This is a genomic window from Agrobacterium sp. M50-1 (genome assembly GCF_049843495.1).
GTDB classification, from domain to species: domain Bacteria; phylum Pseudomonadota; class Alphaproteobacteria; order Rhizobiales; family Rhizobiaceae; genus Agrobacterium; species Agrobacterium radiobacter.
The window spans coordinates 321,154-344,435 of the sequence record NZ_JBBHZH010000001.1 but is presented as its reverse complement, the minus strand read 5'-3'; the positions used below and the strand labels follow the sequence as shown (position 1 = coordinate 344,435).

23 protein-coding genes are annotated in these 23,282 nt (G+C 60.7%); 19 read left to right on the top strand and 4 right to left on the bottom strand.

Annotated elements, in window-relative coordinates; genetic code table 11:
• The first annotated feature begins 74 nt into the window (after positions 1 to 74).
• Both WDZ78_RS01465 and WDZ78_RS01460 read left to right on the top strand, forming a co-directional pair.
• Positions 75 to 1,106: an ABC transporter substrate-binding protein gene (locus WDZ78_RS01465; protein ID WP_425672108.1), complete on the top strand. Its 1,032-nt coding sequence runs from the start codon at positions 75 to 77 to the stop codon at positions 1,104 to 1,106.
• Entirely contained in the window at positions 1,103 to 2,281 is a 1,179-nt protein-coding gene (locus tag WDZ78_RS01460; protein ID WP_425672107.1) for an acyl-CoA dehydrogenase family protein, read from the top strand. The genes WDZ78_RS01465 and WDZ78_RS01460 overlap by 4 nt, the downstream gene beginning before the upstream one ends.
• 60 nt (positions 2,282 to 2,341) lie before the next feature.
• Here WDZ78_RS01460 and WDZ78_RS01455 read toward each other — a convergent pair whose 3' ends face one another.
• Positions 2,342 to 3,412, bottom strand: coding sequence for an LLM class flavin-dependent oxidoreductase (locus tag WDZ78_RS01455; protein ID WP_020012004.1), 1,071 nt, complete (start codon positions 3,410 to 3,412; stop codon positions 2,342 to 2,344).
• A gap of 398 nt (positions 3,413 to 3,810) precedes the next feature.
• On the opposite strand from WDZ78_RS01455, the gene WDZ78_RS01450 reads away from it, so the two are divergent.
• From WDZ78_RS01450 to WDZ78_RS01425, 6 genes are all read left to right on the top strand, one after another.
• Entirely contained in the window at positions 3,811 to 4,413 is a 603-nt protein-coding gene (locus WDZ78_RS01450) for an alpha/beta hydrolase (RefSeq protein WP_026363989.1), read from the top strand.
• Between the two features lie 74 nt (positions 4,414 to 4,487).
• Positions 4,488 to 5,018 (top strand): YeeE/YedE thiosulfate transporter family protein, encoded by a 531-nt coding sequence (locus tag WDZ78_RS01445; RefSeq protein WP_244559853.1) that lies wholly within the window; start codon positions 4,488 to 4,490, stop codon positions 5,016 to 5,018.
• Positions 5,019 to 5,187: 169 nt separating this feature from the next.
• The gene (locus tag WDZ78_RS01440; RefSeq protein WP_020012002.1) at positions 5,188 to 5,385 is read left to right on the top strand and encodes a hypothetical protein; all 198 of its coding nucleotides are present in this window, start codon (positions 5,188 to 5,190) and stop codon (positions 5,383 to 5,385) included.
• Between the two features lie 168 nt (positions 5,386 to 5,553).
• Positions 5,554 to 6,723, top strand: a complete 1,170-nt coding sequence (gene ssuD / locus WDZ78_RS01435) for an FMNH2-dependent alkanesulfonate monooxygenase (RefSeq protein WP_425672106.1) — start codon at positions 5,554 to 5,556, stop codon at positions 6,721 to 6,723.
• 190 nt (positions 6,724 to 6,913) lie between these two features.
• Entirely contained in the window at positions 6,914 to 7,459 is a 546-nt protein-coding gene (locus WDZ78_RS01430) for a flavin reductase family protein (protein ID WP_020012000.1), read from the top strand.
• Positions 7,460 to 7,509: 50 nt separating this feature from the next.
• Complete coding sequence (locus WDZ78_RS01425) at positions 7,510 to 8,454, top strand: acyl-CoA dehydrogenase family protein (protein WP_425672105.1); 945 nt, start codon at positions 7,510 to 7,512, stop codon at positions 8,452 to 8,454.
• A 44-nt stretch (positions 8,455 to 8,498) separates the two neighbouring features.
• Here the strand turns inward: WDZ78_RS01425 and WDZ78_RS01420 are convergent, their stop codons facing one another.
• A complete protein-coding gene (locus WDZ78_RS01420; protein ID WP_003506886.1) occupies positions 8,499 to 8,948 on the bottom strand; it encodes an RrF2 family transcriptional regulator in 450 nt (149 codons plus the stop codon).
• A gap of 288 nt (positions 8,949 to 9,236) precedes the next feature.
• On the opposite strand from WDZ78_RS01420, the gene WDZ78_RS01415 reads away from it, so the two are divergent.
• From WDZ78_RS01415 to WDZ78_RS01385, 7 genes are all read left to right on the top strand, one after another.
• Positions 9,237 to 10,241 (top strand): LLM class flavin-dependent oxidoreductase, encoded by a 1,005-nt coding sequence (locus WDZ78_RS01415; protein ID WP_425672104.1) that lies wholly within the window; start codon positions 9,237 to 9,239, stop codon positions 10,239 to 10,241.
• A gap of 22 nt (positions 10,242 to 10,263) precedes the next feature.
• Positions 10,264 to 11,604, top strand: a complete 1,341-nt coding sequence (locus tag WDZ78_RS01410) for an LLM class flavin-dependent oxidoreductase (RefSeq protein ID WP_425672103.1) — start codon at positions 10,264 to 10,266, stop codon at positions 11,602 to 11,604.
• A gap of 83 nt (positions 11,605 to 11,687) precedes the next feature.
• Positions 11,688 to 12,875, top strand: coding sequence for a M20 aminoacylase family protein (locus WDZ78_RS01405; RefSeq protein WP_425672102.1), 1,188 nt, complete (start codon positions 11,688 to 11,690; stop codon positions 12,873 to 12,875).
• A 21-nt stretch (positions 12,876 to 12,896) separates the two neighbouring features.
• Positions 12,897 to 13,454 carry a GNAT family N-acetyltransferase gene (locus tag WDZ78_RS01400; RefSeq protein ID WP_020011995.1) on the top strand — a complete coding sequence of 186 codons (558 nt, stop codon included), beginning with the start codon at positions 12,897 to 12,899 and terminating at the stop codon, positions 13,452 to 13,454.
• A 13-nt stretch (positions 13,455 to 13,467) separates the two neighbouring features.
• Positions 13,468 to 15,288 carry an amino acid ABC transporter permease/ATP-binding protein gene (locus WDZ78_RS01395; protein WP_425672101.1) on the top strand — a complete coding sequence of 607 codons (1,821 nt, stop codon included), beginning with the start codon at positions 13,468 to 13,470 and terminating at the stop codon, positions 15,286 to 15,288.
• A 23-nt stretch (positions 15,289 to 15,311) separates the two neighbouring features.
• A complete protein-coding gene (locus tag WDZ78_RS01390) occupies positions 15,312 to 16,250 on the top strand; it encodes an ABC transporter substrate-binding protein (RefSeq protein WP_425672100.1) in 939 nt (312 codons plus the stop codon).
• Between the two features lie 116 nt (positions 16,251 to 16,366).
• Complete coding sequence (locus tag WDZ78_RS01385) at positions 16,367 to 17,302, top strand: ABC transporter substrate-binding protein (RefSeq protein WP_425672099.1); 936 nt, start codon at positions 16,367 to 16,369, stop codon at positions 17,300 to 17,302.
• Between the two features lie 67 nt (positions 17,303 to 17,369).
• Here the strand turns inward: WDZ78_RS01385 and WDZ78_RS01380 are convergent, their stop codons facing one another.
• Positions 17,370 to 18,293: a LysR family transcriptional regulator gene (locus WDZ78_RS01380; RefSeq protein ID WP_425672098.1), complete on the bottom strand. Its 924-nt coding sequence runs from the start codon at positions 18,291 to 18,293 to the stop codon at positions 17,370 to 17,372.
• A gap of 113 nt (positions 18,294 to 18,406) precedes the next feature.
• Between WDZ78_RS01380 and WDZ78_RS01375 the strand changes: the two genes are divergently transcribed.
• The 3 genes from WDZ78_RS01375 to WDZ78_RS01365 are packed head-to-tail and all read left to right on the top strand — an operon-like array spanning position 18,407 to position 21,223.
• Positions 18,407 to 18,718, top strand: a complete 312-nt coding sequence (locus tag WDZ78_RS01375; RefSeq protein WP_425672097.1) for a (2Fe-2S)-binding protein — start codon at positions 18,407 to 18,409, stop codon at positions 18,716 to 18,718.
• Entirely contained in the window at positions 18,697 to 20,079 is a 1,383-nt protein-coding gene (locus WDZ78_RS01370; RefSeq protein ID WP_425672096.1) for an FAD-dependent oxidoreductase, read from the top strand. The genes WDZ78_RS01375 and WDZ78_RS01370 overlap by 22 nt, the downstream gene beginning before the upstream one ends.
• A complete protein-coding gene (locus WDZ78_RS01365; RefSeq protein WP_425672387.1) occupies positions 20,072 to 21,223 on the top strand; it encodes an NAD(P)/FAD-dependent oxidoreductase in 1,152 nt (383 codons plus the stop codon). Before WDZ78_RS01370 ends, WDZ78_RS01365 begins: the two co-directional genes overlap by 8 nt.
• A gap of 7 nt (positions 21,224 to 21,230) precedes the next feature.
• Here WDZ78_RS01365 and WDZ78_RS01360 read toward each other — a convergent pair whose 3' ends face one another.
• The gene (locus WDZ78_RS01360) at positions 21,231 to 22,556 is read right to left on the bottom strand and encodes an NAD(P)/FAD-dependent oxidoreductase (protein WP_425672095.1); all 1,326 of its coding nucleotides are present in this window, start codon (positions 22,554 to 22,556) and stop codon (positions 21,231 to 21,233) included.
• Positions 22,557 to 22,786: 230 nt separating this feature from the next.
• Between WDZ78_RS01360 and WDZ78_RS01355 the strand changes: the two genes are divergently transcribed.
• Complete coding sequence (locus tag WDZ78_RS01355) at positions 22,787 to 23,263, top strand: Lrp/AsnC family transcriptional regulator (RefSeq protein ID WP_003506856.1); 477 nt, start codon at positions 22,787 to 22,789, stop codon at positions 23,261 to 23,263.
• The last annotated feature ends 19 nt before the right edge of the window (positions 23,264 to 23,282 follow it).

Genomic DNA, 23,282 nt, shown 5'->3' with positions numbered 1-23,282 from the left:
GCCGGGATGTCCCTTCAGTCGACAGGCACCGCAGCATCGCTTCTGGTGCCATCGTTTTCATTGAGGCCAAAGCCATGAGCACGACACTTTCCGAAATCTGGTACACACGCTGCCCGGTGCCCACCCCCGTGGGGCTGGCGGCACAGCTCGGTTATCTCGGCGAGACCTTCGAGGAGGTCGGCATAACGCTGAAATCCATCATCGATTCGCCTGACCGTTCCGTCCGCCAGAGCCATTTCAACCACACGCTGGAATGGTCTTTCCGCCACGGCGGCAATGTGCCTCCCATCCGCGCCCGCTCGGAAGGGCGCAATACGCGTCTCATCGGGGTTACCTGGACGGATGAGTTTCAGGCCATCATCACCCTGCCGGAAACGGGTATCCGTTCGCTTGCCGATCTGGTTGGCCGTCGTTTCGGTGTGCCGCGGCGGCCGGAGGGCATCGTTGACTTCATGCGCGCGACGGCGCTGAAGGGCATCGTTTCGGCGCTTTCGCTGGAAGGGCTGAGGGTCGAGGATGTCGAGCTCAGGAACGTCGTCATCAAGGATTCGGTGCTGGCCTCGCAGGAAGGGCCGTCGCTGTTCGGGCTCAAGCGCCGGCAATCCTTCGGTGAGGAAATCATTGCGCTGCTGCGTGGCGAGGTCGACGCGATTTTCGTCAAGGGAACGGCCGGCATTGCCGCCGCCAACCTGATCGGCGCGGTGCAGGTGGCGGAGTTCGGTTTTCATGCCGATCCGAAAATACGCATCAATTCCGGTTCGCCCCGGGTGCTGACGGTCGACGGACGGCTTGCCGATGAGCGCCCCGATCTGGTGGAGCGGCTGGTTGACGCCATCACCAGGGCCTCTCTCTGGGCGGAGCAGCATCCGGAAGAGACGCGCCGTTTCATCGCGCGCGAGGCCGGCGCGACTGAGGAACAGGTTCTGGCCGCCAATGGAGCTGAGGTTCACCGCCATCTCGGTCTCGGCCTTGATGCCGACCTCGTGGCAGCTGTGGGGCACTACAAGGACTTCCTGCACCAATGGGGTTTCCTAGAAAACGACTTTGATCTTGGCGACTGGATTGACGATCGTTTCGTCACGGCAAATGAAAGGGCGGTGGCATGAGCGTTGCACTTTCCGCCGTTGCGAACGCGCCGGCGCAGCGGACCGATCCCGTCGCCATCGCAACCGTGCTGGCCGGGGATTTCAGTCTGACGGCCGCAGACCGCGACAAGAGCGGTGAATTCGCTGCCGGTAATTTTGAGGCGCTTTTCAAATCAGGCCTGCTTGGTCTCGTCACGGCTGAAAAGGATGGCGGCTGGGGCGAGGGCATGGAAACGGCCCATGCCGTCATCACGGCCATCGCCAAGGGCGATCCGTCGACCGCTCTCATTCTCGCCATGCACTACAGCGTTCATGCCGCGATCCGGCGCGGCAAGTGGCCGGCGGCACTTGCCGCCAAGGTGCTGGCCGCCAATAGCAAGGAGCCGGCGCTTTTGAACAATGCGCAGGCGGAGCCGGGCGTTGGCTCACCGGCCCATGGCGGCCTGCCGGAGACGACGGCGCGGATCGAGGGCGATGTCTGGGTGGTTAATGGCCGAAAGAGCTTCGTCACTGGCCTGCCGGGTCTGAAATGGGCGATCGTGCTTGCCGTGACGACGGAAGAGACGCCGCGCCTCATCCAGCTTCTGGTGCCGCTCGACGCGCCGGGCATCGCCCAGGAAAAAGCATGGGAAGCGACCGGCATGTATGCCACCGCCAGCCATGATCTGGTGCTTGAAGAGGTGAAAGTGCCGCTTGCCGATATCGTTGCCGAACAGCCGGCGGACGAGCCGCTGCGGCGCGATGAGGCAGATGGCTATAATTTCTTCGTGCTGCTGGCTTCCGTCTACCACGGTGTCGCGCTGTCGGCGCGGGACGATCTGTTGAGCCACCTGAACGGCCATGTTCCGGCAAGTCTTGGCGCACCGCTGTCCTCCATCCCGCGCATTCAGGAAGGTCTCGGCCAGATCGAGGTGCTGCTGGCGGCGAACCGGCGTCTGCTTCTCTCCCTCGCCCGCGACATCGATGCGGGCGAGAGGGTGGGAACCGATGCGCTGGCCGTTCGCCATGTGGTGATCGACAATGCGGTGGCGGTGACTGATCTGGCGCTGGAGCTTGGCGGCAATCGCGGCCTGCGCCGGGATTACAATCTTGAACGCCACCACCGCGATGCCATCACGGCAAGGGCGCATGCGCCGCAGAGCCATATGATCCGGACGATTCTCGGCCGACAGAGCATCAAGGCGGCGGGTGGCTGATCAATGAAACAACAGGGCGGCCTTGTCTGAGGCGGGCCGCCCATGTTCAAGCCACGCCAATCAATCCCGCAGCAGCGGCAGCAGGCTGTCGCCCTGCCTTTCGATTTCCTTGAGATAGGGCGTGTCGGAAAGCACGAAATGGGTGATGCCAAGCGCGCGGTATTTGCGCAGGGACGCGGCGACATCTTCCGCCGAACCGACAAGCCATGTGGTTCCCGCCCCGCCGCCGCCGAATTTGCCTGGCGCGGTATAGAGATTGTCGTCCAGTACATCGCTCTGACGGTGCAGATCCAGCAGGCGACGCTGGCCGACAGCGACGGCCTGAAGGTGGTCGTTCCAGCGTACGCCGTTGTTTGCGGCCATCTCGGCAACTTTCGCTTCCGCATCGCGCCAAGCCTCGGCCGTGGTTTCGCGCACCAGCGTGGTGATCCGCAGGCCGAATTGCAGCGGCGGCAGATCGCGGCCGAGCTTTTCACTGAAATGTCTGAGCCGCTCGATCCGTTCGCGCACGCCGGCGAGCGGTTCTCCCCAGAAAAGCTGCACATCGGCCTCGGTTGCGGCAACCTGCTCGGCTGCTTCGGAAGCGCCGCCGAAATAGAGTTTGGGATGCGGTCGGCCTTCGCGTGCGGCGATACGTGGCGAGACGGTGGAGTTCGTCACCCGGAAATGGTCGCCATTAAAAGTGACGTTTTCCTCGGTCCAGAGCCGCCGTACCAGCCGCATGAATTCTTTCGTGCGCCCATAACGCTGCGCCTGATCACCTTCCTCGTCGCCATAGGCGGCAAGCTCATCCCTGCCGGAGACGATGTTGATCCGCACCCGGCCGGCGGAAAGCTGATCGAGCGTGGCGACGGCCGATGCGAGGTTGGCCGGCTTCCAGTAGCCGGGACGGATAGCGATCAACGGCTCGAATGTGGTGGTGCGCGCCGCAAGTGCTGCCGCCACCGTAAACGTATCCGGACGTCCCCAGCCGGTGCCGATCAGCGCGCCTTTCCAGCCATGGGCTTCAAGCGCCCTGGCATGGCTCGTCAACGTATCGAGACTGTTGTGGTTTTCGCTGACGGCGTCGCCCCGGTGGCCGGGTTTGACGTCGTTGGGGATGTACCAGAGAAATTCGCTCGTGCTGTTCACATTATCCGCCTGAATTTTCGTTTTATGTTGCGGTGGAATGGCTCTGCCGATGTTTTGCCTTCACCACTGGGGCTCGCGGAGGCGCAAGCCTCCACTGGTGCGAGAATGGCAAAGCGGCGGCGGCCCGGCCAAGCAGTGACGTTTCTTTTGTCATCCGGCAGGGGAAAAGCTTTCCGTCTGGAAAGACTATATTGCACATATTTTCTATATAAAAAATTTGAGGAAATGATTCCCTCTCATCGACATTATCCCCATCAAGGAGAAAGCATTTTCTGCTCTACCGAAATAGTCTGGATCTATTTTTCTCCTGCGTCCGAAAGGTGAGCAAGGCAATAGTCGACTGGAATCGCGAAATTCACCATGCTTGCCATACACCGCCCACAACTCACGGAGCAGGCATGTGTACCACCTTGATTGTCCCCGGCCTGAATGGTTCGGATGAAGGACATTGGCAACGGCACTGGTTGCTGGATGATCCCGAAGCGCAACTGGTCGATCAGGACAATTGGCAATGCCCGGTTCTTGAGGACTGGCTTGACCGTCTCGAGGCAGCGCTGGCGACAGTCGACAGCGCTTATATCGTCGCCCACAGCCTCGGTTGCCTGCTGGTGGCGAATATGGGGTCTCGACGCTCTGCTGCTAAAATCAAGGGCGCGCTTCTGGTTGCACCCGCTCATCTCGACCGCGTGGAGGCGATGCATCCCTGTATCGTCCGGTTCGGCGCGTTTCCGCAACAGCCGCTTGCTTTCCCCAGCCTCGTCGTGGGCAGCATGAACGATCCCTATATGGATGCCGAAGAGCTCTCGCGCAGTGCGAGCCTGTGGGGAAGCGGCCTCATCAATCTCGGCGCCGTCGGACATATCAATATTGCCAGCGGTTACGGACGATGGCCTGAGGGTTATGCTCTTCTCGAGCGGTTGAAGGCGGATGGCGCACCTGCAAAGGCGGTGGCCGGATCGAGACTGCGCAGATTGACTGCCCTGGGCGACGCGCATTTTTAGAGAAAGACCGGGGGTTTCCAGCCTTCCTTGCTAAACGCGATAGATGGCGGTCGGTTTATCGCTCTTTTCGATTTTTGGCATTATTTACAAGCCGGCTGCGGCAGGCGCTTCGAAGCGCGGCCATCAGCGCCTTTTCCTATTTTTGTATCGCACCGCTCGGGGTGACGGCCGAACTCGGCAGCATTGTCAGAATGACGGGGGGTGCGGCGGGTTGGGCGTCGGAAACGCTTGCGGGACTAGACACCGTGCGAGGGTGCATCAGCGCCGTTAAAACAGCGATCTTGTCGCCGAACGGCGTTTTTATCCTGGGACTGATGTTCGCGAGTCTCGCTTCCGTGCTTTCAGCAGGGAAATTTCAGCCCGCATGGCCTTCCGCCGGTGGGTTGGCGGCACGGTTTGCCGGTGGCGTTCTGATGGGCTGGGGCGGCATGACCGCGCTTGGCTGCACTATTGGCGTGTTTTGTCAGGCATCCATGCGGGCGCGCTTTCCGGCTGGGTGTTTCTCGTTTTTTGCGGTTTGGGCGCATTTGCCGGCCTTTTTCTCAAGCGCCGGTTTGCCTTGCCATGGGGCCGGACGCTTGAAATTTATCACCATGGTTAGATGAGGCGGCGACGGCCCATTCTCGGCGGCCGGAAACGGATTTTTTCCCGTCGCCGCAACCGTAGTCCACATTTGCCGGTCATCCTCCAATTATAGAATAGTAATTTTATGGAAAATATTGACGATTTCAGACCGTCGCCCGAGGATAAGGGAGTTGAGCAAAGGAGGCGCACATGCCGCAGGGACTTCATGCGTTTACTTTCGATCTGTTCGGTTTGACCCGGCGCCAGCCGCGTGGCGAGGAACAGGTTAGTCTTCATCCTCTGGATCATTCCGGACGCATCAGGCAGGAGAAAAGCGATCTCGAACTCGAACGGGAAGAGATCTGCGAAATGAACTTTGCGATGCTCGGCCTTTATCCGGTCTTCTGACGACCATTAACGAAGGCTCCTTTCCCCTTCAGAGCGCCGTTTATCGGGGAGAGAAACTCTCTTCGCCGGATGGAAATTGGAACAAAATTTCTTAAACGCGCCGGGGAATTGGCTACCCTTTTATCATCAAATCGCATTGCCCGAGGGCAGATTGCAAAGGACCTGCCGATGAGCACACCCGATAAGCCACTCGATTTTCTGTGGTTCATACCCACCTCAGGCGATGGCAGCTATCTAGGCTCGGATGATCTTTCGCGCCCTGCCGATCCCGGCTATTTCCGGGAAATAGCCCAGGCCGCCGATCGGCTGGGTTATTCAGGCGTGCTCATTCCCACCGGCGTCGCCTGTGAAGAATCCTTCATTCTTGCGGCCAATCTCGCCGCCTATACCGAAAAGCTGAAATTCCTCGTCGCCATCCGTCCGGGCGTCGCTTCGCCCGCTTATTATGCGCGGCTTGCTTCCACGCTCGATCGCGTTTCCCATGGCCGGCTACTGCTTAATATCGTGGTCGGCGGCAGCGCCCAGGAACTCGCCGGCGATGGTATTTTCCTGCCGCATGACGAGCGTTACGATCACGCCGGCGAGTTCTTCCAGGTGTTCAATTCGCTGATTGAAACCGGCAAGGGAAACCTCGACGGCAAATATATCAAGGCGGTGGACGCAAAACTCGGCCTGCCGCCGGTGCAGGAACCGCGACCGCCGCTTTATTTCGGCGGTTCCTCCGATGCCGGCATCGAGTTTTCGGCCGGTATCACCGACAAATATCTGACCTGGGGTGAGCCGCCAGCGCAGGTGGCTGAAAAAATCGCCAAGGTGCGCGCCGCCGCCGCCAAAAAGGGGCGGGAGGTCACCTTCGGTATACGCCTGCATTTCATCGTTCGCGAAACAGACGAGGAAGCATGGGCCGATGCCGAGCGGTTAATCTCGAAGCTTTCCGACGAAACCATCGCATCCGCTCAGGAGGCTTTCTCCAAGGCTTCGGATTCCGTCGGGCAGGCGAGAATGCGGGCGTTGCACAATGGCCGGCGCGACCGGCTGGAAGTCTCCCCGAATTTGTGGGCGGGCATCGGTCTTGTCCGTTCGGGTGCAGGCACGGCGCTGGTCGGTTCGCCGAAGACGGTGGCGGCGCGGCTTAGGGAATATCAGGCGCTGGGCATCGATACCGTCATCGCCTCGGGTTATCCGCATCTGGAAGAAGCCTATCGGCTATCCGAACTGCTGTTTCCGGAAATCGGGCTTGGTGGGCCCCGTAACCAGATACGGTCCTCTTTCGGCGCGAAACAGGTTTTCGGCGGCGGCGGTCATGGCGGCAACGTCAAGCTGGTGTCCGGATCCTGATTTATCGACGGGAGGCGGCTTAAATCCTTCTTCCGTTTCGGTAGACATCCTTGCGACGCAATGAAATCAGGCAACGGTATATAAGACATTATTTCTATAGAATATTATCAATATGGAAAATGATGTCTATTTCACCCCCCGCCACCGCTGCTAGCTATTGAACAATTCAGCTGTTTTCAGGAGCAACCCGATGACATTGCAATATGCAGCCAAGGATCAACACTTCATCAACCTCCGCGACCCGGTCGCCGGCAAGGCGGCGGATGCCGACAGCCTCAAGGCGGCGCTGAGAACGTTGGGCGGCGGTGTCAGCGTGATTACGGCGGGTGAGGGCGACGAGCGAACGGGGGCGACCGTGACTTCGGCCACCGCTCTGTCGGTCGATCCGCCGCGCATTCTGGTAGCGCTCAACCGTTCCTCTTCCACATGGCCGGTGGTGCAGCGTTTCGGCCATCTCGCCGTCAACATCATCGGGGCGAACCATCAGTTCATTGCCAATCAGTTTGCCGGCATCGGCGGCCTGAAGGGCCCGGATCGGTATCGCGGCGCTGAATGGACGCGGCTGTCGAGCGGCGCGCCCATCCTCGAAGACGCGGTTGCCGCGATCGACTGCACCATAGAAGAGACGATCGAACGGCACAGCCATGTCATCGTCATCGGCAAGGTGGAGGCGATCCGCATCGGCTCCGGCCATTCGCTGCTCTATCAAAACGGCCGCTATCATTCTCTGGACTGAGCGCCGGCCGTTCGGCGCTTTCACTTTGTCATTCTTTGAGGGAGTTGAGCATGGGATCTGTTACGCCTCTCGGCGAAAGACTTCGTTTCGTTCCTCCACGCCTCGGCGCGGATATCGATGTGCTGACCGTTGCCCGGACAATTGCTGAAAATTGCGCGGTTGAAAGTCCCGGGCAAATCCATGCGCGGATCGCCCGTTCCGGCCTTCTTGCTCTTTCCGTTCCAACCGAACTCGGCGGGGCGGATATCACCAATGATGTTCTGTCACAGGCGCTGGCCATCATTTCCGCAGCCGATGCGGGGGCGGCGCATGATCTCGTTGAACATTTCACTGCCCTTGAATTCATCCGAAACGCGGGTAGCGAAGATCAGCGCAAGGCGCTCTTCGCCCGTCTCGATCTTGGCGAGACCTTCGCGCTGGCAATATCTGCCGCTGAACTGGATCAGGCGGTTGTGGTGACGGAAGACGACTACGCCCTGCGGCTGCCCGATGAAGTTGCGGGGTCGGTCAAGGTCGATGCGGACTGGATTGTCGCGCCGGCTGTCAACACGGTCGGACAGCCCCTGCTTGTCGTCCTGCGCAATCGCCCCAATACGTCATGGGAGGGTCTCTTGCGCGCCGATCAGGTGGTGTTCCTTGCCCAGGGGGCCGGGAACCTGGCCGCTTCCGTTTCCACCCTTTTGAAAGCCGCGGTGGCTCTGGGGCAGAAGCAGCGTGAGCTTACAGCGCTCTTGATCGACAGGATGGCGGATGAGGGCGCGGCGCGGCCCGTGATAGGTGAAATATTTCTCGCCATCGAACTCCTGAAGGCACAGATAACCAGCCTTGCGGCCAATATCGATGCGGCGCAGGTGGGGGCGGAGAACGTCACCTTTCGCTCGGTCCGCAACAATGCCATCACGCTTGAAATCCTGATGGCGCGCCTCGGTCTTGTTGAAGGCGTCAGCGAAGCCGGGCTGATCGCGTCGCTGGACAGTGATCTGCGCAAGCAATGAGCGACGCTCTGTCGTGAAACCCGAACGAGGGGCCGTTCGAAATTCTATTCGCCGGCCGGAATAGAGCGGGCATCCTGCCCGTCCTTCGCCACGAATTGCGCAAGCGTCATATTGTCCAGAATGGTTGCGATGGCGTCCCGCACGTCCGTCATCGAAACCCTGACCTGACAGGTCTCGGGATCATCACAGTCGTCACAGGCTTCAAAGGCCGTGCGGCTTGCGCAGCGGATGGGAGCCAAGGGTCCATCCAGCGTACGGATAACCTGCCCGATCATGATTTCGGATGGCATTTTCGAGAGCGAATAACCGCCATTTGGGCCCTTCTTGGAGCGCAGAATGCCGCTATTGCGCAGTTCCAGCAGAATAGTGTCCAGGAATTTTTTCGGGATGTTGTTGCGGGTCGCAATCTCTGTCACAAAGGCGGTCTCGCCCTGGGGCAACCGCGCCAGATCGACAAGAGCCTTTAATCCGTATTTGCCTTTTTTGGTCAACATCGCACGATCCGAAAAGAGAGTCGGCACAGTTTACAGTGCCGGGCCATATTATTCCTTACTTACTAAGTAGTTTTTAGCGAATTCCGGCGCAAGCCCGTTTCGCCTGCGTTTGGCGCTGAAAGCGGCCTGTTGCCACCTAATTGAGACCTGGCCCCGGCATTGTCAGTACGGGCTTTCGAAAACATCACTGAAAACAATATTTTCTCTGATCGCGCCGCAACGTGGAACGATCATCCTTTATTAGAATATAAAATCGGTAGACAAAGTATGCATCAATGATGCGAGGTGATGATGTATACACTCAGTTTGCTGGACAAGAGCCCGGTTTCAACGGGTGAGGACGCGGCGAGCGCGTTCCGCGACACGATCAATCTTGCCAAACGCGCCGAAGAGCTGGGTTATCGCCGTTTCTGGGTGGCCGAACATCACAATTCGCCGGAACTTGCCGGTTCCGCGCCGGAGGCGCTGGTTGCATGGATACTGGCGAAGACCTCCCGCATCCGCGTTGGCTCGGGCGGCGTCATGCTGCAGCACTATAGTCCTTACAAGGTTGCCGAGGTTTTCAACGTCCTGTCGTCGCTTGCACCCGGCCGGGTCGATCTCGGCATCGGCAAGACACCGGGCGGGTTGCCGCTTTCGACGTCGGCCTTGCAGCAGGCCCATGATCCCGCCCGCAAGCCGGATTTCGAAGCGGCCTTCGGTGAACTCACCACATTTTTATCGGGCGCCGCACCGCAGGATCATGCACTGGCCGGGCTGCAGGCAACACCTGCGCCGCCGGTCGCGGCAGAGAGATTTCTGCTCGGCGCCAGCCCGGAAAGCGCAAGGCTTGCAGCTTCACGAGGATGGAATTTCGTTTTTGCCGGCCACCTCAATGGTGATCCGGAGGTTCTTCGCCGCAGCCTCTCGGCTTTCCGGGAGGAGAGCGGTGGAGCTGCCCCGATCCTTGCCCTGTCGGCTTTTGCGGCCAGCGATCCGGCCCATGCGGCGAGACAGGTCGAAGGTCAACGCATCTACCGGGTATTCCTCAGCGACGGCAGAGCGTTCAACCTCGGTCGCCGCGAGCAGGCGGAGGAATTCGCCCGCCAGTCCGGCGATGCCGACTATCGCATCGAAGAGCGCAAGCCCAACGTCCTGCATGGCGGGCCGGAGGATATTCACAAGGCGCTTCGGGCGCTTTCCGAAGAGCACGGCATCGAGGAATTCATCATCGAACCGCCCCATGTCGGGGCTGATCAGCGGCTTGCCTCGGTCGAACTCTTGGCCCCACATCGCCTTTCCCGGGCGGCATAATTTTCTCTCAGGAGGGAATGACATGACGAGAAAGAAAATCCGTTTCGGCATCATGCTTCAAGGTCCCGGCGGGCACATGAATGCCTGGCGACACCCCAAAAGCCCTGTCGATGCCAGCGTCAACTTCGACTTTTTCAGAAAGAACGCGCTGAAGGCGGAAGCAGCCGGCATCGCCTTCGCCTTCGTGGCGGATGGGCTCTACATCAACGACAAGTCCATTCCGCATTTCCTCAACCGGTTCGAGCCGCTGACGATCCTTTCGGCGCTCGCCGCCGTTACTTCGAAGATCGGCCTGGCGGGAACCGTTTCGACCTCCTACAGCGACCCCTTCACCATTGCCCGCCAGTTTGCCTCGCTCGATCTTTTGAGCGGCGGCCGCGCCGGGTGGAATGCCGTGACGACACCGCTCGAAGGCACGGCGAAAAATTACAGCCGCAATCATCCCGAACACGCGCTGCGTTACGAGATCGCCGACGAATACCTCGAGGTTATCAAGGGCCTGTGGGACAGCTGGGACGATGACGCTTTCCTGCGCAACCGCGAGACGGGACAGTTTTTCGACCGCGCCAAACTCCACACCCTCGGCCACAAGGGCCGCTTCTTCCAGGTGGAAGGCCCTTTGAACATCCAGCGTTCTCCGCAGGGTCAGCCGGTGGTGTTCCAGGCAGGCTCGTCCGATGCCGGCATCGGTCTTGCGGGCAAACACGCGGACGCAGTCTTCACCAATTCCGCTTCGCTGGAGGAAAACCAGACCTTCCTCAAGCGTGTGAAACAGAGCGCCGTTGCGCAGGGCCGGTCCGCTGCCGATGTTAAGATTTTCCCCGGCATCGGCCCGATTATTGGCGAGACGCAGGAGGAAGCGGAGGCGAAATACGACGTCATCCGCAACCTCATCACGACAGAGGATGCGCTCGCCTATCTCGGTCGCTTCTTCGATCATCATGATTTCAGCGCCTATCCGCTGGATGAGCCTTTCCCCGAACTCGGCGAGATCGGCAAGAACAGCTTCCGCTCGACGACCGACCGCATCAAGCGACGGGCCAAGGAAAAGAACCAGACACTGCGCGAGGCGGCGCTGGAGGCTGCGACCCCGCGTGAAGGCTTCATCGGCACACCGGACAAGGTGGCCGACGAGATCATACGTTGGGTGGAACACGATGCGGCCGATGGCTTCATTCTGGGCTTCCCGGTGATTGCCGAGGGACTGGACGATTTCATCCGCCTCGTCATTCCGGTGCTGCAGCGGCGCGGTTATTTCGATCCGCATCTGGAAGGCGCGACATTGCGGGATCATCTCGGTCTGCCTTTCCGGGAAAGCGTCTATGCCCGCGGCGAAAACGCGTCGGACAAGGCCATCGCCTGAGCTTGCAGCCGGGCGGCGTTCATCACTGCCCGGCGCATATTTCAAGACGCGGCGCGCAGAGGCCCCGCGCAGGAGACAGAACCATGAATATCCGCATTGACGGCGCGCGTCCGCAGGACGATGCCGAACGGGGAATCCTTGCCTTCATCGAAGAGAGCATCGCCATACGGCATGATCTCCACCGGTATCCGGAGCTTTCGCTCAAGGAGACGCGCACGGCGGCGCTCATTGCCCGTTATCTCCTGTCTTTCGGATATGAGGTTACGGAGGGTGTCGGCGGCCACGGCGTCGTCGCCACGTTGAGGCGCGGTCATGGCGATAAGCGCGTCGGCATTCGCGCCGATATCGACGCCCTGCCCATTATCGAGGAAACCGGCCTTGCCTATGCCAGCCAGACGCCGGGCGTCATGCACGCCTGCGGTCATGATGGCCATACCACCATCCTGCTTTCAGCCGCCCGTTATCTTGCCGAAACATCGAATTTTTCCGGCACGCTGACGCTGATCTTCCAACCCGCCGAGGAGATCGGCGCCGGTGCAAGGGCGATGATAAAGGACCGGCTGTTCGAGCGGTTTCCGGTCGATGCGGTCTTCGGCCTGCACAATTGGCCGGGTGTCGAGACCGGGCAGTTCGGCTTCGTCGAAGGTCCTGCCATGGCCTCCGTCGACAAGGCGAAGGTGCAGATCATCGGCAGGGGCGGGCATGGCGCGGCGCCGCATGAGACGGTCGATCCGGTTCTCGCCTCGGCAAGCTTCATCACCGCCCTGCAAAGCATCGTTTCGCGCAATGTCGATCCGCGCGAAATGGCGGTGCTGACGGTCGGCTCCATCCATGGCGGAACCGCCTCCAACGTCATTCCCGAGAGCGTCGAGCTGCAGATCACCGCCCGGGCCTTTTCGCCCGCCGTACGTGACAGGCTGGAAGAGCGGCTTCCGGCGCTGGCCAGAGCGCAGGCGGAAAGTTTTGGCGCAAGGGCCGATGTCTCCTATGCCCGCGGTTTCCCGCCGGTCATCAATCACGCCCCGCAGACGGCCTTCGCCCGTGAGGTTGCCAAAAGGCATTTCCCGTCCGCGCAGATTGCCGAAGCGTTCCAGCCGCGGACGGCGAGCGAGGATTTCGCCTTCATGCTGCAGGAGCGGCCCGGCTCCTATCTGTTCGTCGGCAACGGCGACAGCGCCGCGCTGCACAGCCCCCGCTACGATTTCAACGACGCGATCATCGCACCGGCAGCGCGCTTATGGGTGCGTCTGGCGGAAGCATACCTCTCCTGACACGAAATTTAGGACAAGGACATGAGCGACAGTTTTCTCTACACATCGGTCAAGGATCCGCTCGCAACGCCGCTTCTGGAGGAGTTGCTGTTTGAATATGACAGCCGTTACGGCACATTTTTCAACGCGGAAGGGGCGAAGGCCGAGCTGAACAAATATCCGCCGGAGGCCTTCAGCCCGCCATCGGGTAATTTCCTGCTGCTTCTGCGCGAGGGTAAGGCGATCGCCGGCGGCGCCTTCATGCGCTACGATCACGAGACGGCCGAGTTCAAGCGCGTCTGGACCCACTCGGCCCACCGCCGGCAGGGGCTTGCGAAAATCGTGCTTCAGGAGCTGGAGCAGCAGGCGATCCGGCAGGGTTACGCCCGCGTTTATCTGACCACGGGTTTCCGCCAGCCGGAAGCGGTCGGCCTCTATCTCACCAATGGCTATCGCGCCTTGTTCGATACATCGGCCGATCCTGAAACGATCAGGTCGCTCCCTTTCGAAAAGTGGCTTGCCGAGAGCGTCTCCGCCTCCATTGCGGAAGGCGCGTCAATACCGGCTGCCCGACCGCGACCTGCTCCGGCCCACCCGTGAAAGGCTCTTTCCTATGACAATAGCCTCTGATTTTCCGCATGTTGCATTGAACGAACCGAAGGCCAGTCCAGTCGAGAGCGGGCCGGTCAAGGGTGGGTATTCCCATTTCCGCATCGTTCCGGCCCGTTATCCCTTACGCACAGTGGGAACGGTCTTCTCCGTCCTCATCATTGCGGCCGTTCTGCATTCAGTTTTCGGCAATCCGCGCTGGGGTTGGGATGTCTTTGCGGAATGGTTTTTCGCTGAACCCGTGCTGGTCGGCTTAGGACGGACGCTGCTGCTGACGGCGCTCGGTGCGGTGCTCGGCTTCGCGCTGGGAACGCTGCTGGCGCTTGCCCGCGTTTCCCGCTCGCCGCTGCTGGTCGCTGTATCCTGGACCTATATCTGGATTTTCCGGTCGATCCCGCTGATCGTGCTTCTGCTGATCCTCAACAATCTCGGTTATCTCTATGAGACCGTCACGATCGGCGTGCCCTATACCGGCGTCAACTTCATCAGCTGGAATACGACGCAGCTGATGACGCCGTTTGCGGCGGCCGTTCTGGGGCTGACACTCAATCAGGCCGCCTTCGCATCCGAAATCGTTCGCGGCGGCATTCTTTCGGTTGATCAGGGACAGCTTGAGGCTGCCGCAGCGCTCGGCCTTCCGCGCCGGCGGCAGGCGTCTCGCATCGTTCTGCCGCAGGCGATGCGCTCCATCCTGCCCACCGCTTTCAACGATATCATCGGCCTCGCAAAGGGCACGTCGCAGGTCTATATTCTCGCCCTGCCGGAGCTGTTCTACACGATCCAGATCATCTATCGCCGCAATCTGGAAGTGATCCCGCTGCTGATGGTCGCAACCGTCTGGTATCTGGTGATCCTGACGGCGCTTTCCATCGTGCAGCACCATATCGAACGGCATTTTTCGCGCGGCGCGCTGCGCAACCCGCCGCCCTCGCTGTTTGCCACGCTCTACCGCACCTTCCTGCCGCGCAAGCCCCTATCTGAAGTGGTGGAGACGGCGGCGCCTGCGGTTGCCTTGTCCCAACGCCCCGCCACCGCCAAGACGGGAAGTTTCCAGCTCGGCAATCGCGGCGGTGCGGTCAATATTCACGGTGTTTCGAAATCCTTCGGAACGCTGAAGGTGCTGGACGATGTCAGCCTTTCCATTCCGGCAGGCAGCGTCACCACCATTCTCGGCCAGTCCGGCTCCGGCAAGTCCACATTGCTGCGTTCCATCAACCACCTTGAGCGTGTGGATGACGGCTTCATCGCCATAGACGGCGAGCTGGTCGGTTATCGTCAGAAGGGCGATACGCTTTACGAACTGAAGGAACGGGAAATCCTGAAACGCCGCGTCGAAGTGGGCATGGTGTTCCAGAGCTTCAACCTCTTCCCGCATCTGACCGCGCTTGAAAACATCGCCGAAGCGCCGGTCGTGGTTCGCGGCATATCGAAAGAGCAGGCCGAGGCCGAGGCGCGCGATCTTCTCGCCCGCGTTGGCCTTGCCGAAAAAGCCGGCGCTTATCCGCGCCAGCTTTCCGGCGGCCAGCAGCAGCGCGTGGCGATTGCCCGGGCGCTGGCCCTGCGGCCGAAGGTGCTGCTCTTCGACGAGCCGACATCCGCGCTCGATCCTGAACTCGTCAACGAGGTGCTTGACGTCATCAAGGAGCTTTCCCGCTCCGGCGTCACCCTCATCATCGTCACCCATGAAATCGGTTTCGCCCGCGAAGTTTCCGACAGGGTCGTCTTCATGGAACAGGGCCGCATTCTCGAAACGGGCACGCCGGAGAAGGTCTTCAACAACCCGGACCACCCGCGCACGGCTGAATTCCTCGCAAAAGTTCTCTAATCAACAACAAAGGAAACACTCGCATGGCATTTTCATCGAAATTATTGTCCCTGCTCGCCGGCGGTCTTTTCACCGCCACCGCCGTGCTCATCCCGGCTGCGCACGCGCAGGAAGTGGACCTGTCGCCGGAACAGAAGGGCCGAGTGCGCGCCGAAAAGGTGGAAGAGGCGATCAAGCTTCTACCCGCTGGCCATAAATTCATCGCCGATGGAAAGCTGACGGTCGCGACCGTGCCCTTCCGTCTGCCGCTGGTGGATTATGCGAGCGACACGAAAACGCCGATCGGCGTGGAGCCGGATATCGCCCAGCTCGTCGCCGACAGCCTTGGCCTTGAGCTGCAACTTGTTCCCATCGCCTGGGCCGACTGGCCGCTCGGTCTCACCTCCGGCAAATACGACGCCGTCACCTCCAACATCACAGTCACGGAAGCCCGCAAGGAAAAATTCGATTTTTCCAGCTATCGCAACGATCTGCTCGGCTTTTACGTGGGCAATAACAGCAAGGTCACATCAATCGGCAAGCCCGAGGATGTCGCCGGGCTGAAGGTGATCGTCGGCGCCGCCACCAATCAGGAACAGATCCTGCTGAAATGGATCAAGGACAACAAGGCCAAGGGTTTGGCCGATACCGACGTGCAATATTATGACGATCAGGCCGTGCTTGACGTTGCCCTGCAATCCGGTCGCGCGGATGCCTATCTCGGCCCTAACGCAACCTCTGCCTTCCAGGCGGCAAGCCAGAAGAAGACGAAGCTCGTCGGTACCTTCTCCGGCGGCTGGCCGGAGGCCGCGGAAATCGCCGTCGCTTCGAAAAAGGACGCGGGCATCGCCGAGGCCATCACCGCCGCGCTGAACGCCCAGATCAAGAACGGCAATTACGGCAAGGTTCTCGCCCGCTGGAATCTCGGCTCGGAAGCCATCACCGAATCCCGCACCAATCCGCCCGGCCTGCCGAAGAGCTGAGTTCTGGTTTGCTTGCCAAAAGCTGAGTTGAAGGTGGGACATCACTCAGCCGGTAGCGCGGGCATCCTCCCGCCCGCGCCGCCTCCGTCCCGCAATCATTCTATCGGGAAACCACAATGACCTTCACCTCTCGTCTCGCCACGGCCACGCTCGGTGCTTTTCTGTCCGTTGCCGGTTTCGCATCGGCTTTTGCAACGGATGTCTTCGATCTGTCGCCGGACCAGCCCGGCCGCTTCAGGGTTGAAAAAGACCCGGGTGCAATTGCCGCTATTCCCAAGGATTTCAAATTCGTCACGCCGGGCAAACTCACTGTCGCGGTCGCACCCGGTGGGCCACCGCTTGCAACCTATGCGACGGACGCAAAAACGGTGGTCGGTGCAGACCCTGATTACGCCCTTGCGGTGGCTGATAGCCTTGGCCTCGAGCTGGAACTGGTCGCCGTGGCCTGGGCGGACTGGCCGCTCGGGCTTGCTTCCGGAAAATACGATGCTGTCATCTCCAATGTCGGCGTGACCGAACAGCGCAAGGAAAAGTTCGATTTCTCCACCTATCGTCAGGGCCTGCACGGATTTTTCGTTAAGTCGGATAGCGGCATAACCGCCATCCGCGAGCCGAAGGACGCGGCCGGCCTGAGGATCATCGTCGGCGCTGGCACCAATCAGGAGCGCATTCTGCTGAAATGGAGCGACGAGAACGTCGCCGCCGGGCTAAAGCCGATTGAGCTGCAATATTACGATGACGAAGCCACACGGTTTGTGGCGCTTTCTGCGGGGCGGGCGGATGTGATCGTCCAGCCGCATGCGCAGCTGGTTTTCATCGCCGCACGCGACAAGACCATCAAGCGCGTCGGAACCCTCTCCGCTGGCTGGCCGGAACGGTCCGATGTCGCCATCACCACCCGCAAGGGCTCGGGACTGGCCGATGCGCTGACGCTTGCCACCAACGATCTGATCAAGAGCGGCGCTTACGCGAAGATCCTGGATCGCTGGCAGCTATCGGAAGAAGCCCTGCCGGAATCGTGCACCAACCCGCCAGGCCTGCCGAAAAGCTGACCAGGCTAATAAATGCGGCGGACGGCAATACCCGCAGGCTCAGGCCTTGCGGGTATTGTTTTGTCCGTCAGCCCTGGGCGGGAAGGGCGCGAAAGAGCTGTCGCAATTCGCCGACAAAGGGCTTGAAGAAACGCGACAGCGGCCGGGCCGTGTTGGTGGAAACGGCGACATTCATCGTCACCTCAGGCATGAATGGGCGCACCGTCACTCCCTCGAAACTGTTCCACCGCACCAGGCCGTCGACAAGGGCGATGCCGATACCGCCACGCACCAGCGGCACAGCGCCGACCGACGAGGTGACCTGCACCGAGACATCACGCATAAGCCCGTCGCGTTCGAAGACCTCGTTCAGCTGCGGGCCGATCTCGTCCGCATGGCTGCCGTAGGAAATCAGCGGCCTGCCGGCGAGGTCGCGGGGCGTCACCGTCATCATCTCGGCCAGGGCATCATCATGCCGCATCACCGCCACAACAGGCACGGAGGCAAGAATTTCACTGCGCACTGTTGGTGCCTGAATGGTGGACAGCGTTACCGCAAAATCGATGTCTCCCAGCAGCAGCTGCTCGGCAATTTCCTTTTTGGGCAGGGCGTTGAGGTGGATTTTGACGGTCGGATGCGTCTGCCGGAAAGCGAGCAATGCTTCAGGCAGCACGGAATAGGTGACCGGCAGGCTGGCCCCAATGCGCAGAAGGCCAAGCTTGCGCTCGCCGATGGTGCGCGTCAGTTTTTTCAGCACTTCCAGTTCACGGAAAACCCGGTCGGCATCCTCGTAGATCAGATGCGCTTCCATCGTCGGCACCAGCCGCCCGCCGATGCGCTCGAACAGCTTGTAACCCAGCTGGCTTTCCAGATGGTGCAACACCTTGCTGACGCCGGGCTGGGAAACGGCAAGCGAATTGGCAGCCGCTGTCACGGAGCCGTCGCGCATGATGGCGCGGAAAATTTCAAGCTGTCGGGCGTTCATGGAAACCTCCGGCGTCATCTCTTCCATAACCCAAGGTTCTGTTCAAGGGACCATTTGCGATTGGCAGGAAACCTCCTGCCGTGGAAATCTGTGACGGTGCAGGAGAGGTGCCTGCGAAGGTTTTGGTAAAGGAAACGCGGATGCTTGCCAGATTCAGGCGCATCGCCGAAGAGCGACGCGCGGTTTGCCCTGTCCTGATCGACGGCATGCCGGTCGAGGCGCTGGAGGGAGACACGGTGCTGACGGCGCTGATGCTGTCGCGCGGGTTTGCCCACCTTTCGGAATTCGCCGATGGCAAGCGGGCAGGTTTCTGTCTGATGGGCGCCTGTCAGGATTGCTGGGTCTGGACCGGGGAAGGGGAGCGGCTGCGCGCCTGTTCCACCGCCGTTCGCCCGGGCATGGATATCAGAACCGAGGTTCCGGAGGGGTTATGGCAGATTTGCGCGTCGTGATCGTGGGCGCCGGCCCCGCCGGTACGCGTGCCGCCGAGACGCTGGTGCGGGCTGGGCTTCGCCCCATCGTCATCGATGAGGGAGATCGCAGCGGCGGCCAGATCTATCGCCGTCAGCCGCAGAATTTCAAGCGCTCCTATACCGCTCTTTACGGCAGGGAAGCGGACAAGGCGAAGGCTCTGCACGACACATTCGACGGGCTTTCAGACCATATCGATTACCGCCCGCAGACCCTGGCATGGGCAATTCGCGACAATCGCATTCATATTCAGCGCGCAGAGACATCCGAAGCTCTGGATTTCGATGCCCTCATCATTGCATCGGGTGCGACCGACCGCATCATGCCCTTGCCGGGCTGGACGAGGCCGGGTTGTTTTTCGCTTGGCGCGGCGCAGATATCCCTGAAGGCGCAGGCCTGCGCGATAGGGCGGCGGGTGGTTTTCATGGGTACGGGGCCGCTGCTTTATCTCGTGGCATATCAATATATGAAGGCCGGCGCAGCGCCCGTGGCGGTGCTGGATACCACGCCATTCTCCACGCAGATCAAGGGCCTGCCGGGGATGGCGGCGCGACCATTGCAGCTCTTCAAGGGCTTGCGGCTTGTCGCGGCGCTGCGTGCGGGTGGGGTGAAGATTGAACGGGGTATCGTGCCGATAGAGATTATCGGCGATGCTGAGAGTGGCGTGACCGGCATTCTCTATCGGGATGCGTCCGGTAAGGAAAAGCGCCTCGCCTGCGATGCCGTCGGCATGGGCTATCATCTGCGGGCGGAAAGCCAGCTTGCCGATCTTGCCGGTTGCCGCTTCTCCTTTCATCCGCTGATCCGGCAATGGCTTCCGGATGTGGACAATATGGGACGGAGTTCCGTGCCTGATGTCTATCTGGCGGGCGATGGCGTGCGTATTCTCGGTGTAGATGGTGCGGAAGCTTCCGGCCGGCTCGCCGCCTTCGCGTTTCTTGAGGATCAAGGTTTGAAGCCGTCCCGTGCGGAGATCGGCCGCTATCGGAAACAGCTGAAGGCCGCGAGCCGCTTTGCGCAGGGAATGGCCCGGGCCTTTCCCTGGCCGCACCAGATGGCGCAGACACTTGCCGATGATACGATCATCTGCCGCTGCGAGGTGGTAACGGCGGGCGAGTTGCGCGCAAGCGTGACCGCCACGGGCGCAACGGAGGTCAACCGCTCGAAAGCTTTCTCGCGGGTTGGTATGGGGAGATGCCAGGGCCGGTTCTGCGGGCAGGCGGGACAGGAGATTGTCGCCGCCGCCTCTGGTCTATCGGTGGAATTGGCCGGACGGCTGCGCGGGCAGGCGCCGGTGAAACCGCTGCCGCTGGCGATTGTGAAGGGAGGCGATGATGCGTAACTCGCTTGCAGAGGCCGATGTCATTATCGTCGGCGGCGGCATTGTTGGAACCGCGACGGCGTTTTTCCTGCGGCAACGGGGTGTCAGCGTCATTTTGCTGGAGCGTTTCCTCGTCGGCCAGCAGGCGAGCGGCACCAATTTCGGCAATGTCCGCCGTCAGGGCCGTTATCTCGGGCAGCTTCCGCTCGCCAACAGATCGCGGGATATCTGGAGCAGGATCCCGCAATTGACCGGTGCGGATGTGGAATTCATGCCCGTCGGCCATATCCGGTTTCTCTGGGCGGAAGAACAGATCGCCGTGGTCGAGAAATATCGCGACGATGCCGCGCAATATGGTCTGGAATTACAGATCCTCTCGCGCGAGGCTGTCAGGCAGAAATTCCCCTTCATCGGACCGGAGGCGGTTGCGGGATCATGGTCGCCGCATGATGGTCACGCCAATCCGCGCCTCGTTGCGCCCGCCTTTGCCCGCGCGGCGCGGCGAGATGGTGCAACCATCGTGGAAAATTGCGAGGTTCTGGCCATCGAAAAGGCGGGCGAGGATTTCCGGGTGACGACGGCGGAAGGGGAATATCGCGCGCCCTCGGTGCTGGTCGCCAGCGGTGCATGGGGCGGCGGGTTCGCCGGCGCCCTGGGAGAGGCGGTGCCGCTGGAGGTGGCCGGCCCGCAAATGGGTGTGACGGAGCCTTTGCCGTGGTTCATTCACCCTGTTGTCGGCGTCTCCACCAAAATTCCCGGAGAGGTCATCTATATGCGGCAAATCCCGCGCGGAAACGTCATTTTCGGCGGGGTGAAACGATCCGCCGCCGCGCTGGACGAGCGCCGGGCGAAATATGATCCCGCCGGGCTCGATGCCCAGTTGCGGCAGTTGCTGCGGCTGGCGCCCGCCTTGCGTCATGCCCGGCTGATCCGCACCTGGTCCGGTGTGGAAGGCTATATGGCCGACGATCTGCCGGTTATGGGGGAAAGTGCCGCAACCTCCGGCCTTTATTACGCCTTCGGCTTCAGCGGCCACGGTTTCCAGATCGGGCCGGGTGTTGGCGACGTGATGGCGGAGCTGATAGCGACCGGAAAGACCACGACGCCGATTGCGGATTTTCACATCGGCCGTTTCCGTAGCGGTGAGCGTGTCGCATCCCCCTAAGGCAGGGTCAGAAATCGGCGACCTTGCCCCAGGACGAATCAAGGAAACGGCTGGGGTGATAGGGGGCGGCATCGACGATCGGGTTCGAGCCCGTCACGATATCGGCGATCAGACGGCCGGCACCGGGTCCGATGCCGAAACCGTGGCCGCTGAAGCCGGCGGCGAGGATGAAGCCGGGCAATTCGCTGGTTTCGCCAATGGCGGGCACACCATCGGGCGTGCTGTCGATGAAGCCCGCCCAGGCGGCGGAAATCCGGGTTTTACCGAGAGCGGGCAGAAGCTTCAGTGCCCTTTCATGGGTCTCGCGGATGGCGGCGGCATTGGGTTTCGGATCGAGAATACGAACCCGTTCCATCGGCGTCGGCGCATCGAGCCGCCAGCGTTTCAGCGTCTCGTGGCCGCCGCGAATGCCTTCCAGCCCGCCCGGCCGCAGGCTTCGCCAGCGCTTGAGAAACATCGGAACAAATTCACGGGAAAATCGCATCTGCTGCGCCGTCGGGTCGATGCGACCGAGGCCGCTGATGGCAAGCGTATAACCGCCGTTATTCCGGCGCGTTACGGAAACATCTTTTGTATGCAGCGCATCCGGCAGGCCTTCAGCACCTGATGTGACCGACAGGATGGAGGAGCGAACGGAAGCCTGCGGGAAACGAATGCCGAGCTGGCGGCAAAAGGACGACGCCCAGGCTCCGCCGGACATGATGGCGGCTTTGGTGCGGATCGTGCCTTTTTCGGTCACGACGGCGCTGACACGGCCGCCTTCCGTCTCAAGCCCGCGTGCGGCGCAATTCTGATGCACCGTGCCGCCCAGTTTGATGATGGCGCGCGCCACGGCGGGCGCCGCCATGGAAGGATCGGCCGTCCCGTCTGTTGGTGAAAACACGCCGCCCTTCCAGCGTTTGCCCGTAGATCGGCCGCGTTCGCTCGCCTCATCGGCGCTCAGCATATGGGTCGTCACGCCTGCGGTAATGGCAAAATCGCGCCAGCGCGCCCAGCCGGCAAGCTCGGCTTCATTGTCGCTCAGATAAAATAGCCCACAGCGGCGAAAACCAGTGTCCTCGCCGCTCTCTGCGCCAAACTCTTCCCAGAGCGCCAGGCTCTTGGTGGAAATCGGCAATTCGCGGGCGTCCCGGTTTTGCTGCCGGCACCAGCCCCAGTTGCGGCTGGACTGCTCCGCCCCGATCAGGCCTTTTTCGACCAGCGCCACTTTCAGGCCGCGCCGGGCGAGATAATAGGCGGCGAAGACGCCGACGATGCCGCCGCCGATAATGACGGCGTCCGCAGATGTCGGCAGTTCCGGCGATGTCGTGATCTGTTGCAACGGGGCGGGCATGGTCGGACTCCTTATATTTGTCCTAATTTACCCTAGCTGGCGTGTAAACGCTGCCAGACTGGGCGTCTTGCCGGAATCTCATGCTGTTGGTGGCCACGTCTGCAACTCTTTATGCTGCATCAAAAAAACATCTCCACGTCGACAGGGCGCACCCATGTGGTAAGATTTCCGATACCGCGCCAGAATTTTATGCCGCGTGTTCAAAAAACAAAAAAGGGGTTCCGCACGTGATGAAACTTGACCGGATCGATATCAAGATCCTCTATGAACTGCAGAAAAACGGTCGCATCACCAATGTCGAGCTGGCGGAGCTTGTCAATCTGTCGCCAAGCCCCTGCCTGATGCGGGTAAAGAAGCTGCAGGCGGAAGGTTATATCGAGGGGTATTCGGCGCAGATCAACATCAACAAGCTCGGCCAGACGCTGACTGTTTTCACCGAGATCACGCTGAAGAACCACCGCCAGATCGATTTCGCCCGCTTCCTCGGCGTTGTCGAAAAGATCGACCAGGTGGTGGAATGCCATCTCGTTTCGGGCGGTTACGATTACCTGCTGAAATTCGTCACCTCGGGCATCGTCGAATACCAGTCGATCATGGAGCGGCTGACCGATATGGATGTCGGCATCGACAAATATTTCAGTTTCGTGGTGCTGAAATCACCCATCATTAAATCGCATATGCCGCTGACCAGCCTGTTTCCGCTTTGAGGTGTGAGAAAACGGCCCT

Coding starts and splice junctions, on each gene's coding strand:
- WDZ78_RS01400 (WP_020011995.1), top strand. CDS start 12,897: ATGAGCGACAGTTTTCTCTACACATCGGTCAAGGATCCGCTCGCAACG.
- WDZ78_RS01395 (WP_425672101.1), top strand. CDS start 13,468: ATGACAATAGCCTCTGATTTTCCGCATGTTGCATTGAACGAACCGAAG.
- WDZ78_RS01430 (WP_020012000.1), top strand. CDS start 6,914: ATGACATTGCAATATGCAGCCAAGGATCAACACTTCATCAACCTCCGC.
- WDZ78_RS01410 (WP_425672103.1), top strand. CDS start 10,264: ATGACGAGAAAGAAAATCCGTTTCGGCATCATGCTTCAAGGTCCCGGC.
- WDZ78_RS01460 (WP_425672107.1), top strand. CDS start 1,103: ATGAGCGTTGCACTTTCCGCCGTTGCGAACGCGCCGGCGCAGCGGACC.
- WDZ78_RS01380 (WP_425672098.1), bottom strand. CDS start 18,293: ATGGAAGAGATGACGCCGGAGGTTTCCATGAACGCCCGACAGCTTGAA.
- WDZ78_RS01405 (WP_425672102.1), top strand. CDS start 11,688: ATGAATATCCGCATTGACGGCGCGCGTCCGCAGGACGATGCCGAACGG.
- WDZ78_RS01360 (WP_425672095.1), bottom strand. CDS start 22,556: ATGCCCGCCCCGTTGCAACAGATCACGACATCGCCGGAACTGCCGACA.
- WDZ78_RS01420 (WP_003506886.1), bottom strand. CDS start 8,948: ATGTTGACCAAAAAAGGCAAATACGGATTAAAGGCTCTTGTCGATCTG.
- WDZ78_RS01365 (WP_425672387.1), top strand. CDS start 20,072: ATGCGTAACTCGCTTGCAGAGGCCGATGTCATTATCGTCGGCGGCGGC.
- WDZ78_RS01465 (WP_425672108.1), top strand. CDS start 75: ATGAGCACGACACTTTCCGAAATCTGGTACACACGCTGCCCGGTGCCC.
- WDZ78_RS01390 (WP_425672100.1), top strand. CDS start 15,312: ATGGCATTTTCATCGAAATTATTGTCCCTGCTCGCCGGCGGTCTTTTC.
- WDZ78_RS01375 (WP_425672097.1), top strand. CDS start 18,407: ATGCTTGCCAGATTCAGGCGCATCGCCGAAGAGCGACGCGCGGTTTGC.
- WDZ78_RS01370 (WP_425672096.1), top strand. CDS start 18,697: ATGGCAGATTTGCGCGTCGTGATCGTGGGCGCCGGCCCCGCCGGTACG.
- ssuD (WP_425672106.1), top strand. CDS start 5,554: ATGAGCACACCCGATAAGCCACTCGATTTTCTGTGGTTCATACCCACC.
- WDZ78_RS01385 (WP_425672099.1), top strand. CDS start 16,367: ATGACCTTCACCTCTCGTCTCGCCACGGCCACGCTCGGTGCTTTTCTG.
- WDZ78_RS01440 (WP_020012002.1), top strand. CDS start 5,188: ATGCCGCAGGGACTTCATGCGTTTACTTTCGATCTGTTCGGTTTGACC.
- WDZ78_RS01415 (WP_425672104.1), top strand. CDS start 9,237: ATGATGTATACACTCAGTTTGCTGGACAAGAGCCCGGTTTCAACGGGT.
- WDZ78_RS01355 (WP_003506856.1), top strand. CDS start 22,787: ATGAAACTTGACCGGATCGATATCAAGATCCTCTATGAACTGCAGAAA.
- WDZ78_RS01425 (WP_425672105.1), top strand. CDS start 7,510: ATGGGATCTGTTACGCCTCTCGGCGAAAGACTTCGTTTCGTTCCTCCA.
- WDZ78_RS01450 (WP_026363989.1), top strand. CDS start 3,811: ATGTGTACCACCTTGATTGTCCCCGGCCTGAATGGTTCGGATGAAGGA.